The sequence below is a fragment of the Alsobacter sp. KACC 23698 genome, from assembly GCF_045348435.1.
In the GTDB taxonomy this organism is placed as follows: Bacteria; Pseudomonadota; Alphaproteobacteria; order Rhizobiales; family Beijerinckiaceae; genus Alsobacter.
In genome coordinates, this window is sequence record NZ_CP157484.1 from 4919547 (window position 1) to 4933939 (window position 14393).

14 protein-coding genes are annotated in these 14393 nt (G+C 69.1%); 9 read left to right on the forward strand and 5 right to left on the reverse strand.

The genetic code is table 11. The features are described from left to right. Window positions 1-22: 22 nt before the first annotated feature. Together ABEG18_RS23585 and ABEG18_RS23590 are read right to left on the reverse strand one after the other, a co-directional pair. A complete protein-coding gene (locus ABEG18_RS23585; RefSeq protein WP_406855475.1) occupies window positions 23-829 on the reverse strand; it encodes an ABC transporter permease in 807 nt (268 codons plus the stop codon). Continuing rightward, the gene (locus ABEG18_RS23590) at window positions 826-1761 is read right to left on the reverse strand and encodes an ABC transporter permease (protein WP_406855476.1); all 936 of its coding nucleotides are present in this window, start codon (window positions 1759-1761) and stop codon (window positions 826-828) included. Before ABEG18_RS23590 ends, ABEG18_RS23585 begins: the two co-directional genes overlap by 4 nt. Before the next feature lie 160 nt (window positions 1762-1921). Here ABEG18_RS23590 and ABEG18_RS23595 point away from each other — a divergent pair, with 160 nt between their 5' ends. Next, entirely contained in the window at window positions 1922-2806 is an 885-nt protein-coding gene (locus tag ABEG18_RS23595) for a polysaccharide deacetylase family protein (protein ID WP_406855477.1), read from the forward strand. Here ABEG18_RS23595 and ABEG18_RS23600 read toward each other — a convergent pair whose 3' ends face one another. Continuing rightward, complete coding sequence (locus ABEG18_RS23600; protein WP_406855478.1) at window positions 2807-3544, reverse strand: GntR family transcriptional regulator; 738 nt, start codon at window positions 3542-3544, stop codon at window positions 2807-2809. A 252-nt stretch (window positions 3545-3796) separates the two neighbouring features. On the opposite strand from ABEG18_RS23600, the gene ABEG18_RS23605 reads away from it, so the two are divergent. Genes ABEG18_RS23605 through ABEG18_RS23625 form a run of 5 tightly spaced genes read left to right on the forward strand, consistent with a single transcriptional unit; the run spans window position 3797 to window position 9028 of the window. Continuing rightward, a complete protein-coding gene (locus ABEG18_RS23605) occupies window positions 3797-4852 on the forward strand; it encodes a TRAP transporter substrate-binding protein (RefSeq protein ID WP_406855479.1) in 1056 nt (351 codons plus the stop codon). A 31-nt stretch (window positions 4853-4883) separates the two neighbouring features. Then, window positions 4884-5486 (forward strand): TRAP transporter small permease, encoded by a 603-nt coding sequence (locus ABEG18_RS23610; protein ID WP_406855480.1) that lies wholly within the window; start codon window positions 4884-4886, stop codon window positions 5484-5486. Further along, window positions 5479-6783 (forward strand): TRAP transporter large permease, encoded by a 1305-nt coding sequence (locus ABEG18_RS23615; protein ID WP_406855481.1) that lies wholly within the window; start codon window positions 5479-5481, stop codon window positions 6781-6783. The genes ABEG18_RS23610 and ABEG18_RS23615 overlap by 8 nt, the downstream gene beginning before the upstream one ends. 2 nt (window positions 6784-6785) lie before the next feature. Next, window positions 6786-7511, forward strand: coding sequence for an aspartate/glutamate racemase family protein (locus ABEG18_RS23620; protein WP_406855482.1), 726 nt, complete (start codon window positions 6786-6788; stop codon window positions 7509-7511). Continuing rightward, window positions 7508-9028, forward strand: a complete 1521-nt coding sequence (locus tag ABEG18_RS23625; RefSeq protein ID WP_406855483.1) for an amidohydrolase family protein — start codon at window positions 7508-7510, stop codon at window positions 9026-9028. The genes ABEG18_RS23620 and ABEG18_RS23625 overlap by 4 nt, the downstream gene beginning before the upstream one ends. 6 nt (window positions 9029-9034) lie before the next feature. Here ABEG18_RS23625 and ABEG18_RS23630 read toward each other — a convergent pair whose 3' ends face one another. After that, a complete protein-coding gene (locus tag ABEG18_RS23630; protein WP_406855484.1) occupies window positions 9035-9751 on the reverse strand; it encodes an aspartate/glutamate racemase family protein in 717 nt (238 codons plus the stop codon). After that, window positions 9751-11121, reverse strand: a complete 1371-nt coding sequence (locus ABEG18_RS23635; RefSeq protein WP_406855485.1) for an amidase — start codon at window positions 11119-11121, stop codon at window positions 9751-9753. The genes ABEG18_RS23630 and ABEG18_RS23635 overlap by 1 nt, the downstream gene beginning before the upstream one ends. Window positions 11122-11305: 184 nt before the next feature. Between ABEG18_RS23635 and ABEG18_RS23640 the strand changes: the two genes are divergently transcribed. The 3 genes from ABEG18_RS23640 to ABEG18_RS23650 are packed head-to-tail and all read left to right on the forward strand — an operon-like array spanning window position 11306 to window position 14389. Further along, a complete protein-coding gene (locus tag ABEG18_RS23640) occupies window positions 11306-12397 on the forward strand; it encodes an ABC transporter ATP-binding protein (RefSeq protein ID WP_406855486.1) in 1092 nt (363 codons plus the stop codon). A 27-nt stretch (window positions 12398-12424) separates the two neighbouring features. Further along, on the forward strand, window positions 12425-13468 hold the full coding sequence (locus ABEG18_RS23645) for an ABC transporter substrate-binding protein (RefSeq protein ID WP_406855487.1): 1044 nt from the start codon (window positions 12425-12427) through the stop codon (window positions 13466-13468). Window positions 13469-13522: 54 nt separating this feature from the next. Beyond that, window positions 13523-14389: an ABC transporter permease gene (locus tag ABEG18_RS23650; RefSeq protein WP_406855488.1), complete on the forward strand. Its 867-nt coding sequence runs from the start codon at window positions 13523-13525 to the stop codon at window positions 14387-14389. The last annotated feature ends 4 nt before the right edge of the window (window positions 14390-14393 follow it).

The following is a 14393-nucleotide window of genomic DNA, read 5'->3' on the forward strand; positions in this document are numbered from 1 at the left end:
AGCCGGGACATCGCCTGTCGCGTCACACGCTCATGGCCTTGCGCAGCCCGGTCGCTTTCTCGATCGCCAGCACGATCAGCATGGAGAATGCGATCATCAGGGCCGCGATGGCGGCGATGCTGGGGTCGAAGAAGCGCGCGGTCAGCGTGAAGATCGTCAGCGGCAGGGGGATGTGCTCGGCGTCCGCGAGCCACATCGAGATGGGGTAGTTGTCGAAGGACGTCACGAAGGCGAACAGCCCTCCCGCCACGATGCCCGGCATGATCCGGGGCCGGGTGATGCGCCAGAACACCCGCAGGGGCCCGCCGCCCAGGGTGCGGGCCGCGTCCTCGATATTGGGATCGATCAGCGCGAGGCTGGCCGTCACGGTGCGCACCACATAGGGCATCGTGACGAGCATGTGGCCGATGACGAGGTTCACCAGCGCGTTGTGGGAGCCGATGGTGGTGAAGAACCGCAGCAGCGCGATGCCGGTCACCAGCATGGGAAAGACCAGCGGCGACAAGATGAGGCTCTGCACCAGGGTGCGGCCCGGGAAGCGATAACGCTGCAGCGCGAAGGCCGCGAGCGTGCCCAGCACGATCGAGCCCGCCGCCGCGGCCGTGGCCAGGAGCAGGCTGAACTGGAAGGAGCCGGTGAATTCCGGCTCATTCAGGATCTTGGCGTACCACTTCAGCGTGAAGCCGCGTGGCGGGAACGTGACGAAGGGCGTGTCGGAGAACGAGATCGCGATCGGCACGATGAGAGGTGCCGCCAGGAAGACCACGGCCAGCGCCGACAGCCCGTAGAGCAGGATCCCGGGCGCGCCCTGGCGCGCATCGGCGCTCATGCGCCCGCCCCCAGGGCGCGATCCGGGAAGCGCCGGCCGACCAGCCGCAGATAGGTGAAGTTGATCGCCAGCACGATGGCGACCAGCACGGTCGCGATGGCCGCGCCGAAGGGCCAGTCGAACACGGACATGATCTGCTCCTCGACCAGCGTGCCGAGCATCTTGGCGAAGTTGCCGCCCAGCAGCGCCGGCGCGACGAAGGAGCTCGCCGTGAGCGAAAACACCAGCGTGGAGCCGACGGCGAGACCGGGGATGCTCAACGGCAGGGTCACCCGCCTGAACACCGCGAAGGAGGAGCCGCCCAGCGTGCGCGCAGCCTCTTCGACCGAGGGATCGATCTTTCCCAGCGCCGAGGCGATCGGCAGAACCATGAGGGGGAAGAACACGTGCACCGAGCCGATCACGATCGCCCACTCGGTGAAGAGCAGGCGGACCGGTTCGTTCGTCAGGCCGACGCTCTTCAGCGCCCAGTTGAGGACGCCGGAGTTGCTGTTGGCCAGGATGACCCGCCACCCATAGGTGCGGATCACCACATTCACCAGCAGCGGCGCAATGACCGCGACCGTGAGGACATGGCCCCACCACGCCCGGCCGCGCACCATCACGAGCGCCACCGGGTAGGCGGCCAGCATGCAAAACAGCGTCGTCAGCGCGCTCACCCGCAAGGTGGTCCACAGCACCGTCCGGTAAAGCTCGACCTCGGCGAGGCGCGCATAGTTGGCGAAGGTGACGTCGGTGGTGACGCCGCCATTGGGCAGCTGCCTGAAGAAGCTGAAGCCGATCATCATGCCGACCGGCGCGACGAAGAAGACGGCGAAGAACGCCACGGCCGGCGCCAGCAGCCCAAACGCCGGAACGAGGCGCATGTCGAAGCGCCGGCGCGCCGCGGGAGCGGCTGGCGGAGCGTTCGAGGAAGCGGCCGTCAGAGTCATCCGAGGCTCCCGGAGACCTGCAGGCGGAGAGCCTGCGGTCACGCGGATCGGGGGATCCGCCAGCGAACCTCTTGGCAAGGCGCGTGCCAATCGGCTGGCCCTGATCCTGCAAAGGGCCGCCGAACCCACGTTCCGCTCGCCCCGCAGAGGAGAACCCCGCGTGAAGACGCTCCGCCACCACGGCCGCTACCCCTATTCGCCCGTCACCCAGGCGCCGCCGTTCCGCTGGCCGCAGGGCGACGGGCTGGCCGTGTATGTCGCGCTCAACCTCGAGCACTACGCGTTCGGCGAGGGCATGCTGGACGAACTCGTTCCCACGAGCCCGGCCCCGGACGTGCTGAACTATTCCTGGCTGGAATGGGGCAACCGGGTCGGAGCGTGGCGGATCCTGGAGCTCTTCCAGTCGTTGGACCTGCCGCTCACGGTGCTGGTCAACGCGGCCACCTATCAGGGCGCGCCCGGGCTCGTGGAGGCGTTCCGCGCCGCAGGCTGCGAGATCGCCGCGCATGGGCGCACCAACGCCGAGCGCCAGGGTGATCTCTCCTCGGACGGCGAGGCGGCCCTGATCGCCGAGGCGACGAGCGTCATCGCCGGCCACGAGGGCGCGCGCCCGGCCGGCTGGCTGGGCCCCTGGATCTCGGAAAGCGAGGAGACGCCGGACCTGCTCAAGGAGGTCGGCTACCGCTACGTGCTCGACTGGTGCTGCGACGACCGGCCGATCCCGCTGGCGACGCGCGCCGGACCGCTTCTGGCGCTGCCCTACCCACAGGAGGCGAACGACGCCAACGCCATCGTGGTCCGGCGCATGGGCGCGGACGCCTTCGCCGACCTCATCATCGACCAGTTCGACGAGATGATGGCGCAAGCAGTGGGGAATGCGCTGGTGTGCCCGATCTCCCTGCACCCGCACGTGACCGGGCAGGCGCATCGGCTGCGGCATCTGCGCCGCGCCCTCGCCCATATCGCAGCCCACCGCGAGCGCATCTGGCTGACCCGGGCGCGCGACATCGCCGACGTCGCCATCGCGGGCTACGACCTGCGATGATCAGCTTGCGTCGGCGCCGCCCAGGATCGCCGCGAGGCTCGGCGTCGGCGGGGCTTCGCGCCTGAGATCGAGGCGAGCCTCGACGTTCTCCAGATGCTCCAGCATCAGGGCGACGGCCCTGTCGGCGTCTCCCGCCGTGAGCGCCGCCACGATGTCCTCGTGCTCATGATGCGAGCAACTCGGCCGACCCGGCATCTCGTAGGCCAGGATCACCAGAGATTCGCGGGTGATGAGCTCCCGCAGATATTTCAGCAGGACGCCATTGTCCGCCGCTTCGGCCAGGATCATGTGGAACGCGCCCGAGAGCTCCACCATCTCGCTGCGCGCACGCCGCTTTTCCGCGTCCTTCTCGCGCTTCACATGGGCGAGAAGCCGCGTTTTCAGAGCCTTGTCGAAGCGTTCCGCGACGGCTCGGACCAGCGCCGCCTCGATGGCGCGCCGGGCCGCGAACAGCTCGCGCGCTTCCTTGACGGTGGGCGTGCGAACGGAGGCGCCGCGGTTGGGCTCGATCGTGACGACGCCCTCATGCGCCAAGCGCAGCAGCACGCGTCTCACCCTGGCCCGGCTCACGCCGAAGATCCCTCCCAGCTCGTCTTCGCGCAGCCGCGTTCCGGGCTGCAGCTGCTGCGCTGAAATCGAGTCGTAGATCCGTCGGAAGATCCGATCTTCGGGCCCGTCGGACGACCCGTCGTCATTCGCGGCCGGACCGGGCGACGTGGAGAGGGTGAGAAGCGCCATGGGCAGAACCTATCGCCAGAGAGTGGACGCGCAAGCGCCAGGCGCCCGTCGGAAGCCGCGCGGCGCCGCATAGGGAAGCACGATCGCGAGGCGCCATGCGCACAAATTCAGCATGGATTGTGCACAATCGGATCTCGCATTGGACATCATCCGTCGGAGCCTTCGGGTCGGCGTCCCTGCCCGGCGTCGGTCATCTGGCACGAAGCATGCCTGAGCTTGGCATGTCCGCCATGCGCGCAGCAGGAGCTTTCCATGTCGATGTCCTCTTTCATTCGCCCGGCGGTCCTGGCCGCGTCCATGCTGGCCGGCGTCGTCGCAGCGCAGGCGCAGTCTCCGACGACGATGCGCGTCGCCGGCAACTTCTCGTCCAGCGTCACGCATTCGGAAGGCATCGAGCGCCCCTTCTTCGCCGGGCTGGCGAAGGAGACGGGCCTGCCGATCACCATGAACTTCAACCCGATGGACGTCGTGAACGTGAAGGCGGACGACGCCCTGCGCCTGCTGCGCTCGGGCGCTTTCGACGTCATGTCCGTGCAGATCGGGCAGGCTTCCCGCGACGATCCCTTCTTCGAAGGCATCGACCTGGCCGGCGTGTCGACCAACTTCCCGGACCTGCAGAAAGCCATCGACGCCTATCGCGGGGTGTTCGACGAGCGCCTGCAGAAGAAGTTCAACGCCAAGGTGCTGACGCTCTGGCCGTTCGGTCCGCAGGTGTTCTACTGCCGCAAGCCCGTCGCGTCGGTCGCCGACTTCAACGGCCTGAAGGTCCGCAGCTTCACGCCCACCATGTCGGCGCTGCTGCAGAAGCTCGGCGCGACGCCGGTCACGCTCTCGTTCAGCGAGGTCTATACCTCGCTCGGCAGCGGCGTGGTCGATTGCGGCGTCACCTCGCCCAACTCCGGCAACACGGGTAAATGGCCTGAGGTCACGACCCACTACATCCCGCTGGCCGTGTCCGGCTCGGTGCAGGGCCACTTCATCAACCTGGCCTACTGGAACAAGTTCAGCCCGGCCGAGCAGGCCAAGATCGAGGCGGCTTTCAAGACGCTCGAGAAGCAGATGTGGGACTACGCCGTCAGCGGCACGGAGGACAGCCAGAGCTGCAACACCGGCGGTCCGTGCAAGAGCGGGCAGCCCTTCAAGATGACGCTCGTGACGCCCTCGGCAGACGACGTGGCCAAGATCGCGGCGGCCTCGGCGGCGAGCGCCCTGCCCCTGTGGCGGGACGCCTGCAACAAGGTGGACCCGCAATGTTCGGCCACCTGGAACAAGACCGTCGGCGCCGCGCGCGGCCTGAAGATCGACTGAGGTCGTCCGCAACCCAGCACAGGACGCGCGCATGGCTCCCGTCAATCCCATCAGCCGCATCGTCGAGCCGGTCGCCCGCGTCGTGGCCATCGTGTTCGGCTACACGATCCTGGCCTATTCGGTGGCGCTCTCGATCGAGATCGTGGGCCGCAAGCTCTTCAACACCTCGTTCAAGGGCATCGACGAGGTCGGCGGCTTCGTGCTGGCGGTCTCGGCGGCGGTGGGCGCCTCCTACACGATGGCGATGCGCGGCCATACGCGTGTCGACGTGTTCCTGGTGCGCATGTCGAAGCCGACGCAGCGGCTGTTGAACACGGTCGCGATGGTCTCCATGGCCGTCTTCGCGCTGTTCGCGGCGGTCCGCGGCGTGGCCGTGCTGCAGGAGACGATGGAGTTCGGGTCCGTCTCTCCGAATCTCCAGCAGCCGCTATGGATTCCGCAGCTCGGCTGGGTGATCGGCCTGGCCCTGTTTGGCGCGATCGCCGCCGCCTATGCGCTGCACGCCGTCTGGCTGCTGGCGACAGGACGGCCGGAGTTGAACGCCTTCTACGGCCCGCTGACCGTGGACGACGAACTGGAAGGCGAACTCGCCTCCCTGGAAGCCCGGCAGACGGAGGGCGCCCGCCATGGCTGATCTCTGGGCCGCCGGGGTCGGCTTTCTGCTGCTGATCGTCCTGATGGGACTGGGGCTGCACGTCGCCTTCGTGATGTTCGCGCTCAGCGTCGCGGGTGCGGCGCTCTATCTCGGCTCGCCGATCGTCATGGAGTACGGGACCCAGAACTGGAGCTCGACGAACAATTTCGTGCTGGTCGCCGTGCCGCTCTTCGTGCTGCTGGGCGAGTTGCTGGTGCGCGGCGGCTTCACCGACCGCATGTATCGCTCGCTGTCCGATTGGCTGGCGCCGCTTCCCGGTGGGCTGCTGCACAGCAATATCGGCGTGTCGGCGCTCTTCGCCGCCGTGTCAGGCTCTTCGGTCGCGACCGCCGCCACCATCGGCACCGTCGCGCTCCCGGCCTTCGACAAGCGCGGCTACGACCAGCGCATGGTGCTGGGCTCGATCGCCGCCGGCGCCACGCTGGGCATCCTGATCCCGCCGTCGATCAACATGATCATCTATGGGGCGATGACGAACACGTCGGTCGGCCGCCTCTACGCGGCCGGCGTCCTGCCGGGCCTCCTGCTCACGGCGCTGTTCATGGGCGTCATCGTGGTCGCGTGCCGGATCAAGCCCGCTCTGGCCGGACCGCCCGAGCCGTCCGCGCCGCTGGCCGACAAGTTGCGCCGCCTTGTGGATCTGGCGCCGCCCCTCGTGGTGTTCGGCTTCGTCATGGGCTCGATCTACGCCGGCTGGGCGACGCCCACCGAATCGGCGGCGCTCGGCATCGTCGTGTCGCTGGCGCTGTGCGCTGGCTATGGGCGGCTGAACATCCGCATGCTGCACGAGAGCTTTCTGTCGACGCTCTCGATCACGGCCATGATCATGCTGATCGCCGCAGCAGCGTTCTACCTGAATTTCGTCATCGGCATCATGGGCGTGCCGACGCTGCTCACCGCCTTCGTCGGCGGCCTGCACGCCTCGCCCGGGCAGATGATCCTGATCCTGCTGGTGTTCTACCTCATCCTGGGCTGCTTCCTGGACGCCCTGGCCATGGTGGTGGGCACCATCCCGATCGTGTTCCCGCTGATCGTGGCGCTAAAGATCGACCCGGTGTGGTTCGGCATCTTTCTCGTCATCATGGCCGAGCTGGCGCTGATCACGCCGCCGGTCGGCATGAACCTCTATGTGGTGCAGGGTATCCGCAAGTCAGGCTCGATCACCGACGTCATCGTCGGCGTGCTGCCGTTCCTGTTCATGATGCTGCTGCTGGTGCTGCTGATCTGGCTGTGGCCTGGCATCGCCATGTGGCTGCCGACACGGGCCATGGGTTAGGCATGCTGCGGCTGCTGCTGGTCAACGGCAACATGACGCAGGCGGTGACGGACGCCGTCTGCGCCGAGGCCCGGCGGGTGTGCGGCGCCGCCACGGTCGTCGAGGGCGCGACGGCGCGCTTCGGCGCGCAGATCGTCACCACGCACGCCGGCGCCGTCGTGGCGGCCCACGCCGTGCTCGACCTCCTGGCCGAGCGCTCCGGCGGCTACGACGCCGCCATCCTGGCGATCTCGTTCGACTGCGGGCTCGCTGCGGCGCGCGAGCTCTTCCGGACGCCGGTGATCGGCATGACGCAGGCCGCCATGCTGGCCGCCTGCGACCTCGCGCCGACCTTCCGGATGATCGTTTTCGGCGCGACGGCGCTGCCGCTCTACGAAGACCTTGTGCGGCTCTACGGCATGCACGACCGGGTGTCGCGGATCCACTGCATCGATGTCGCGCCGACGGCCTATCTGGACGGGCAGGGGCGCGATGACGCGATCCTGGCCGAGCTGGCCGGCATGCCGCAGGCGCCCGGCGCTCCGGTGGTGATCTGCGGCGCGGCGCTCGCCGGGACCGCCGCCCGGCTCCAGCCGCTGACGCCATTGCGCCTCCTCGATGGGATCGCCTGCGGGGTGGCGTCAGCCGAAAGGCGAGCAGCCGAAGGCTCCGCGCCGGGGGAGCATGCGCCGATCCCGGTCAGGGGGCTCTCGCCCGCTCTGACGGCCGCGTTCGAGAGGCGATCATGATTCCGGGCGATGGCGCTCCGAGCCAGGTCGAGCTGATCCGCAGCGCGGAGGTGTTCAGCCTGGAGTCCGGCGTCGTGACCTCCGCTGCGGCGGACCTCCTCATCCTGGACGGCCGCATCGCGGCGATGGGCCCCGACCTGCCCGCTCCGCCCGGCGCGACGGTGACGGACGCGCGCGGCATGCTGGCGATGCCGGGGTTGATCAACGCCCACTTCCATTCGCCCGGCAACCTGATGCGCGGCGCCGTGCCGGGGCTGCCGCTTGAAGTGTTCATGCTCTACGAGGTGCCGCCCTTGGCCGCGGCGGCCGACCAGAAGCGCCTCGCCTATCTGCGCACCCTGCTGGGCGCCATCGAGATGGTGAAGACGGGCGTCACCGCCGTCATGGACGACGCCTTCCACGTGCCCATCGCGACGCCGGAGGGAGTCGACGCGATCTGCGAAGCCTATCGCGACATTGGAATGCGGGCCCGCGTCGCCATCGACCAGCCGAATGTCGTCGAATACGCCAAATACCCGTTCCTGGCCGATCTCCTGCCCGACGCCATCAAGCGGCGCATGGACGCCGCGCCGCGCCAGAGCGACGAGGAGCTGCTGGAGCTCTACGCCCACCTGATCGGAACCTGGGACGGCGCCGCCGACGGCCGCATCGGAGCGGCGCTGTCCTGCTCGGCGCCGCAGCGGGTCACCCGGCCCTATCTGCACGCGCTGGCCAGTCTCTCGGAGCGGCGGAAGCTGCCCTTCAACATGCACATCCTGGAGACCAAGCTGCAGCGCGTGCTGGGCGAGGACAAGTATGGCCGATCGCTGGTCCGCTACGCCGCCGACGAGGGCGCGCTGGGCCGCCACGGCGTGGTGATCCACGGCATCTGGATCGACGACGCCGACATGCGGCTCATCGCCGACTCGGGAGCGACCATCGCGCATAATCCAGTGTGCAATCTGCGGCTCGGCAGCGGAATCGCGCCGTTCCGGGCGTGGCGGGACGCGGGCTGCGCCGTCTGCATCGGCACCGACGAAATCATCGCCGACGACCGCGCCAACCTGTGGGACGCCATCAAGGCCGTCGGGATGGTGCATACGCTTAGCGACCCGGATTGGCGCACGTGGCCGACGGCCGCCGAGGCGCTCGACGTGACGCTCTCGGGCGGCGCCCGGGCTCTGGGCTGGAGCGACATTGGGGCGCTGCGGGTCGGGGCCAAAGCCGACGTCGTGCTGGTCGACCTGCGCACGACCGCCTTCACCCCGCTCAACGACCTGGGGCGCCAGCTCGTCTACGCCGAGAGCGGCTCCTCCGTGCGCGACGTCATGGTGGACGGACGCTGGATCGTCCGGGACGGGCGCATCGCCACCGTTGACGAGGCCGCGATCCTGGCGGAGATCCGTGACGCGTCGCGGGCCTTTTCCGGGCAACGCGCGGCGGCGGATGCGGCGGCGCGCGAGCTCGAGCCCTATTACCGGGAGATGGTGCTGAAGGCCCACGCCCGGGACGTGGGCCTGCGCCGCCGGCTCGACTGAAGCCCCTCACCCCTTGCCAAAGAGCCATCCCTTCGGCGCGAGCGCCGCGCGGTCCACACCGCATGCGTCCAGCGCGCCGGCCAGGCTGAGCGCGACGGAATCAAGCATCGGGACCCCGTGCCTCGCCTCCCAGGCGGGGACCTGGTCCGCGCCCGCCAGGTTCGTGCACAGCACCACGATGGCGTCCGGCCGCTCGGCGGCGACGTCCGCCACCATGGCGTCCAGCGCCTCGCGGCTCACCAGCCCGAAGCTGAAATTGTCGCGGATGCCGAGATGGCGCTCCGACACGACGCGGAACCCCTCCGTCCCGAGCGTCGCCGCGATGCGGGCCTGGACGTCGTCGGTGTAGGGCGTGACGAGCGCGATCCGGCTCATGCCGTGGCGGCGCAGCGTATCCGCCATGGTGAGCACGCAGGTGGTGGCGCGCACGCCCGTGCGCCGCTCGATGGCGTCGATGAGCCGCCGGTCCGTGTCGAGCCCGAGCCAGCTCGCGCTCGTGCCGTTCCAGGTGATGCAGTCGACCTTGGCGTGCGACAGCAACTCGGCGGCCGCCAGCATGGGCTCGGGGTCGAACTGCCCCAGCGCCGCGCTGTCGAGCGCAATTTCGGTGACGCGGAAGCGGGCGAAATGCAGGCTCACGCCTGGCAATCCCCGCAGAAGCTCCGCGCTGACGGGCTCCAGCACGGTGTTGGACGACGGGGTGAGCATGCCGAGGCGTTGCATCAGGCGATCTCCGGAGAAGGCGGGCGATAGGTGAAGCCGGCGGCCTCGAGGCGACGTCCCAGCGCGGCGAGAGTGCGTTCCGCGCCGGGGCGGCCGATGAGCTGCACGCCGAAGGGCGTTTCGCCGTCGCCGCGCGGCGCCGGCACGGTCAACACGGGATAGCCGACGAGGGAGACCAGGAACGTCACCGCCAGATAGTCGACGATGCTGTCCAGCGCCTGCCCGTCGATCTCGAGCACGTCCGCCTGCGTGTTGGGCCACGGCATGACCGAGGCGGCCGGCGCCACGAGCACGTCCGTCGCCTCGAAGAACGCGGCGAAGCGTCTGGACACCGCCGAGCGCGCCGCCTCGGCGGCCAGATAGTCCTGCGCGGTCAGCCCGTCGCCGGCCGCGATGTTCCACGCCGCCGTGGGGCTGAGACCTTCGCCGAAGCGGTCGCGCAGGCCGCCATAGGCGTGCCGGACATGCGCCGCCCGGAGAGTCTTGAAGGACGCGATTGCGCCTTGGCAGTCCGGCGCCCCCAGGCGCACGGGCCGTTCCAGCGCCTGCTGCATGGCGCCGAGGGCCCGGTCGAACCGGGCGCGCACTGTCCGGGACACCGGCGCGACGCCGAAATTCACCGTCGCGCTCACCCGGGGCGATCCGCTTTCGGGCTCGTCGGGGATCCTGAGCGACGTCGGATCGCGGCGGTCGGGACCCGCCACGGCGGCCAGCATCAGCATGCAGTCGTCGACGCTGCGCGCCATGACGCCGTGGGTGGCCAGCGTATCCCAGGCCAGTCCGCGGGCGGGCGACGGAATGCGCCCAGGCGTGGGGCGGATCGACACGACGCCGCAGAAGCCGGCCGGCGTGCGCAACGAGCCGCCGAAATCCGTGCCATGCGCCAGCGGCGCCATGCCGGCCGCGACGGCCACGGCGGAGCCGCCCGAGGAGCCGCCGGAGGTGAGCGCGGGGTCGTAGGGGTTCCGCGTCGGGCCGCACAGCGCATTCTGACACAGCGCTCCGAAGCCGAACTCCGGCGTGTTCGACTTCCCCAGGATCACGGCGCCCGCCGCCCGCAAACGGGCGACCACCAGATCGTCCTCCGCCGGAACATGGTCTGCGAACAGCGCCGACCCGTAGGTCGTGCGCAAGCCCCGCGTATCGGTCAGGTCCTTGATGACGACCGGAACCCCATGCAGCGGCCCGCGCTCCTCGGCCGGCAGGGCGTCGAGCGCGTCCGCCGCGCGGTTCGCCGCGCCGGCGTCGACCGTGATCATCGCGTTCAGCGTCGCATCGAGCCGCGCGATCGCCTCCAGGTGAGCGGCAGCGACCTCGCGGGCCGTCACATGGCCCGCCCGCAAGGCGCCGGCCAGCGCCGTGGCGCTCATGCGCGTCAATCCTGCCCTGTCATCGCTCACTGTGCACGAGCCGCCCGGCCAGGCGCCTTTGGAACAGGCGCCGGGTCCGCTCCGGCGCGTGGGAGCACGATCAAAGCCTCTGTGGTCACCGGCTGCTCCGCCAACGGCATGCAATTTGCTCAGCTTCTGCAAATCGGATGCCGAGATCGCCGTCATGTCGTCGCCTGCTCCCTCCGCCGGTCGCTCGCTCGTCCTCGACGGCGTCACGCACCGCTATGGCGACAGCTTCGCCGTCCGGGACATCAATCTCGACATTCGCGGCGGCGAACTCGTATCGCTGCTCGGACCATCCGGCTGCGGCAAGACCACGCTGCTGCGCATCATCGCGGGTTTCGTGGCGCAGACCGAAGGGCGGGTGATCGTCGGCGAGGAGATCATCGACGACCTGCCGCCCAGCCGGCGGGCGGTCGGCATCGTCTTCCAGAACTACGCTCTCTTCCCGCACATGACGATCGCCGAGAACGTTGCCTATGGCCTCGCCGCCCGCGGAGCCGACAAGGCGACGCAGCGCGCCGAGGCGCAGCGCATGCTCGACCTGGTCCAGCTCGGCCCGATGGGCGACCGGCTGCCCCGGCAGCTGTCTGGCGGCCAGCAGCAGCGCGTGGCGCTGGCGCGCGCGCTGGCGATCAAGCCCTCGATCCTGCTGCTCGACGAGCCCTTTGCGGCCCTCGACAAGAACTTGCGCCTCGACATGCAGATCGAGGTGAAGCGCCTGCAGCGGCTCTCCGGCATCACCACCGTCCTGGTCACGCACGACCAGGAAGAAGCGCTCTCCATGTCCGACCGGGTCGCCGTGCTGAGCCAGGGCCGGCTGGAGCAGTTCGCCTCTCCGACCGCCGTTTATGACGCGCCCGAGACGCTGTTCGTGAACACCTTCGTGGGCAGCGCCAACCTGTTGCCAGGCGTGGTGCTCGGCGCGGACGCCCAGGGCGTCCATGTGCGGCTCGACGCCGGAGCCGACATCGTGGCCCGCGCGGGACGAGGCGACGCCGGCGAGCGGGTCGTGGCCTGCATCCGGCCCGAGCATCTTCGCATCGAGAATGGCGAAGTCGGGTTCTCCGGCGTCGTCGAGATGGCGCTGCCGCTCGGCTCGCATGTCGTCCACGACGTGCGCACGGCCGGCGGCCTTTCGGTGAAGGTCTCCGAGCCGCGCCTGGCGGGCGGCGCGCTCCTGCCCACCGGCGCAGCGGTCCGCGTCCGCGTGGCCGCGCCGGGCCTCGCCAGCATCTTCCCGCAAGCCGCCTGATCCCGATTACGACCAGAGGACCTGACGATGTTCACCAGACGACACGTGCTGCAGACCGCGCTGACGCTGGGCGCCATGAAGGCGTTCCCAGGCCTCAGCTACGCCCAGGCCCGCCCGCTGGTCTTCGCGACCTTCACGGGCAGCTGGGAGGAGGCCCACAAGGCCGTGCTCGTCCCCGCCTTCCGCAAGGCCAATGGCGACGCCGCGATCGTCCTCGACCCCATGCTGTCGGTCGATCAGATCGCCAAGGTCAACGCCGCCCGCAGCAACCCGCCAATCGACGTGATGCTGCATGATCCGGGGCCGGCGCTCGTCGCCATCGGGCAGGATCTCGTGGAGCCCTATCCGGTCGAAAAGAGCGCCTTCTACAAGGACCTGATCGGCGAGGCGCAGGAGGCCGCGGGCCCGGCGCCGTTCTTCCAGGTCGTCGGCCTCACCTACAACCCGGAGACCGTGAAGACGCCCCCCACGAGCTGGGCCGATCTCTGGCGTCCGGAGTTCAAGAGCCGGGTCGGGATCACCAACCTGAACTCGACGCTCGGCACCGGGTGGCTGGTCGAGATCGCCAAGATGAACGGCGGTTCGGAGACCAACATCGATCCGGGCTTCGCCGCGCTGGAGAAGCTCAAGCCCAACCTCGCCGCCGTGGCCGCCAATCCGGGCGCGCTGGCGACCCTGTTCCAGCAGGGCCAGGTCGACATTTCGCCCGGCAACTTCAACGCCATCCAGATCCTGAAGGCGCGCGGCGTGCCGGTCGAGTTCGTGGCTCCCAAGGAGGGCGCCATCGCGTTCAAGACGACGATCCACATCGTCAAGAACTCGCCCAACAAGGAGCTCGCCTTCAAGCTCATCGAGGCGGCCTTGTCGCCCGACGTGCAAGCGACCCTGATGGCCCCGCCCTACCTGATCGTGCCCACCAACACGAAGGTGAAGATGGAGGGCGAGATCGCCAAGGTGCTGGCCAAAGACATGGCCGAGCTGAAAAAGAAGTTCGTGTTCCAGGACTGGGCCGCCATCAACAAGCAGCGTTCCGCCTGGATCGAGCGCTTCAACCGCGACATCAAGATCTGACCACGGGGGGCCGCTGCGGCGGCCCCGCCGTCCCTCGCCACGAAGGCGTCTCTCATGCAGCCCCCGCGCAAGCCCATCGACATCGCGGCCTATGATCTTCGGCTGGCCTTGCCGCTCGGCGCGTTCTTCGTGGTCTTCTTCCTGACGCCGCTGCTGGTGCTCCTGACGCTCAGCCTGCAATCGGATCCCAAGGGAACGGCTTACGGCCTGCACCAATACGCCGCGTTCCTGGGCGATCGCTTCAGCCTGGGCGTTCTCGCCGCCACCTTATGGCTCGGCGTCAAGGTGACGCTGCTCTGCCTCGTTTTCGGCTTTCCCATCGCTTGGCTGCACGTGCGCACGCGCAGCAGCGCGGCGCGGGGCGTCATCATGCTCATCGTGCTGTTGCCGCTGCTCACCAGCGTGGTGGTGCGCACCTTCGCGTGGATCGTCATCCTCGGCCGGCAGGGCATCGTCAACGCCACGCTGCTGCAGCTCGGCGTCATCGATGCGCCGCTGCGCCTGCTCTACACGGATGTGGGCGTCGTCACCGCGTTGGCGCAGGTGCAGATGCCCCTCATGGTGCTGCCGCTGACGACGGCGCTGGCCCGCATCGACCCCAACCTGTCGGACGCCTCCGCGGCGCTCGGCGCCGGCGCGTGGCGCACGTTCTTTCGCGTGATCCTGCCGCTGTCGCTGCCCGGCGTCATCGCCGGCTGCATGCTGACCTATGCGGCGGCCATCACGGCCTTCATCACGCAGTCGTTGATCGGCGGCGGGCAGATGCTGTTCATGCCCATGTACATCTACCAGCAGGCCTCGACCCTGCAGAACTGGCCGTTCGCTTCGGCCATCTCGATCATCTTCCTGGTCGCGGTGCTGCTGGTCGTCACCCTCTTCACCAAGCTTGGCCGCCTGTCACGCGGCTGCGCCGACGCCTGAGGCG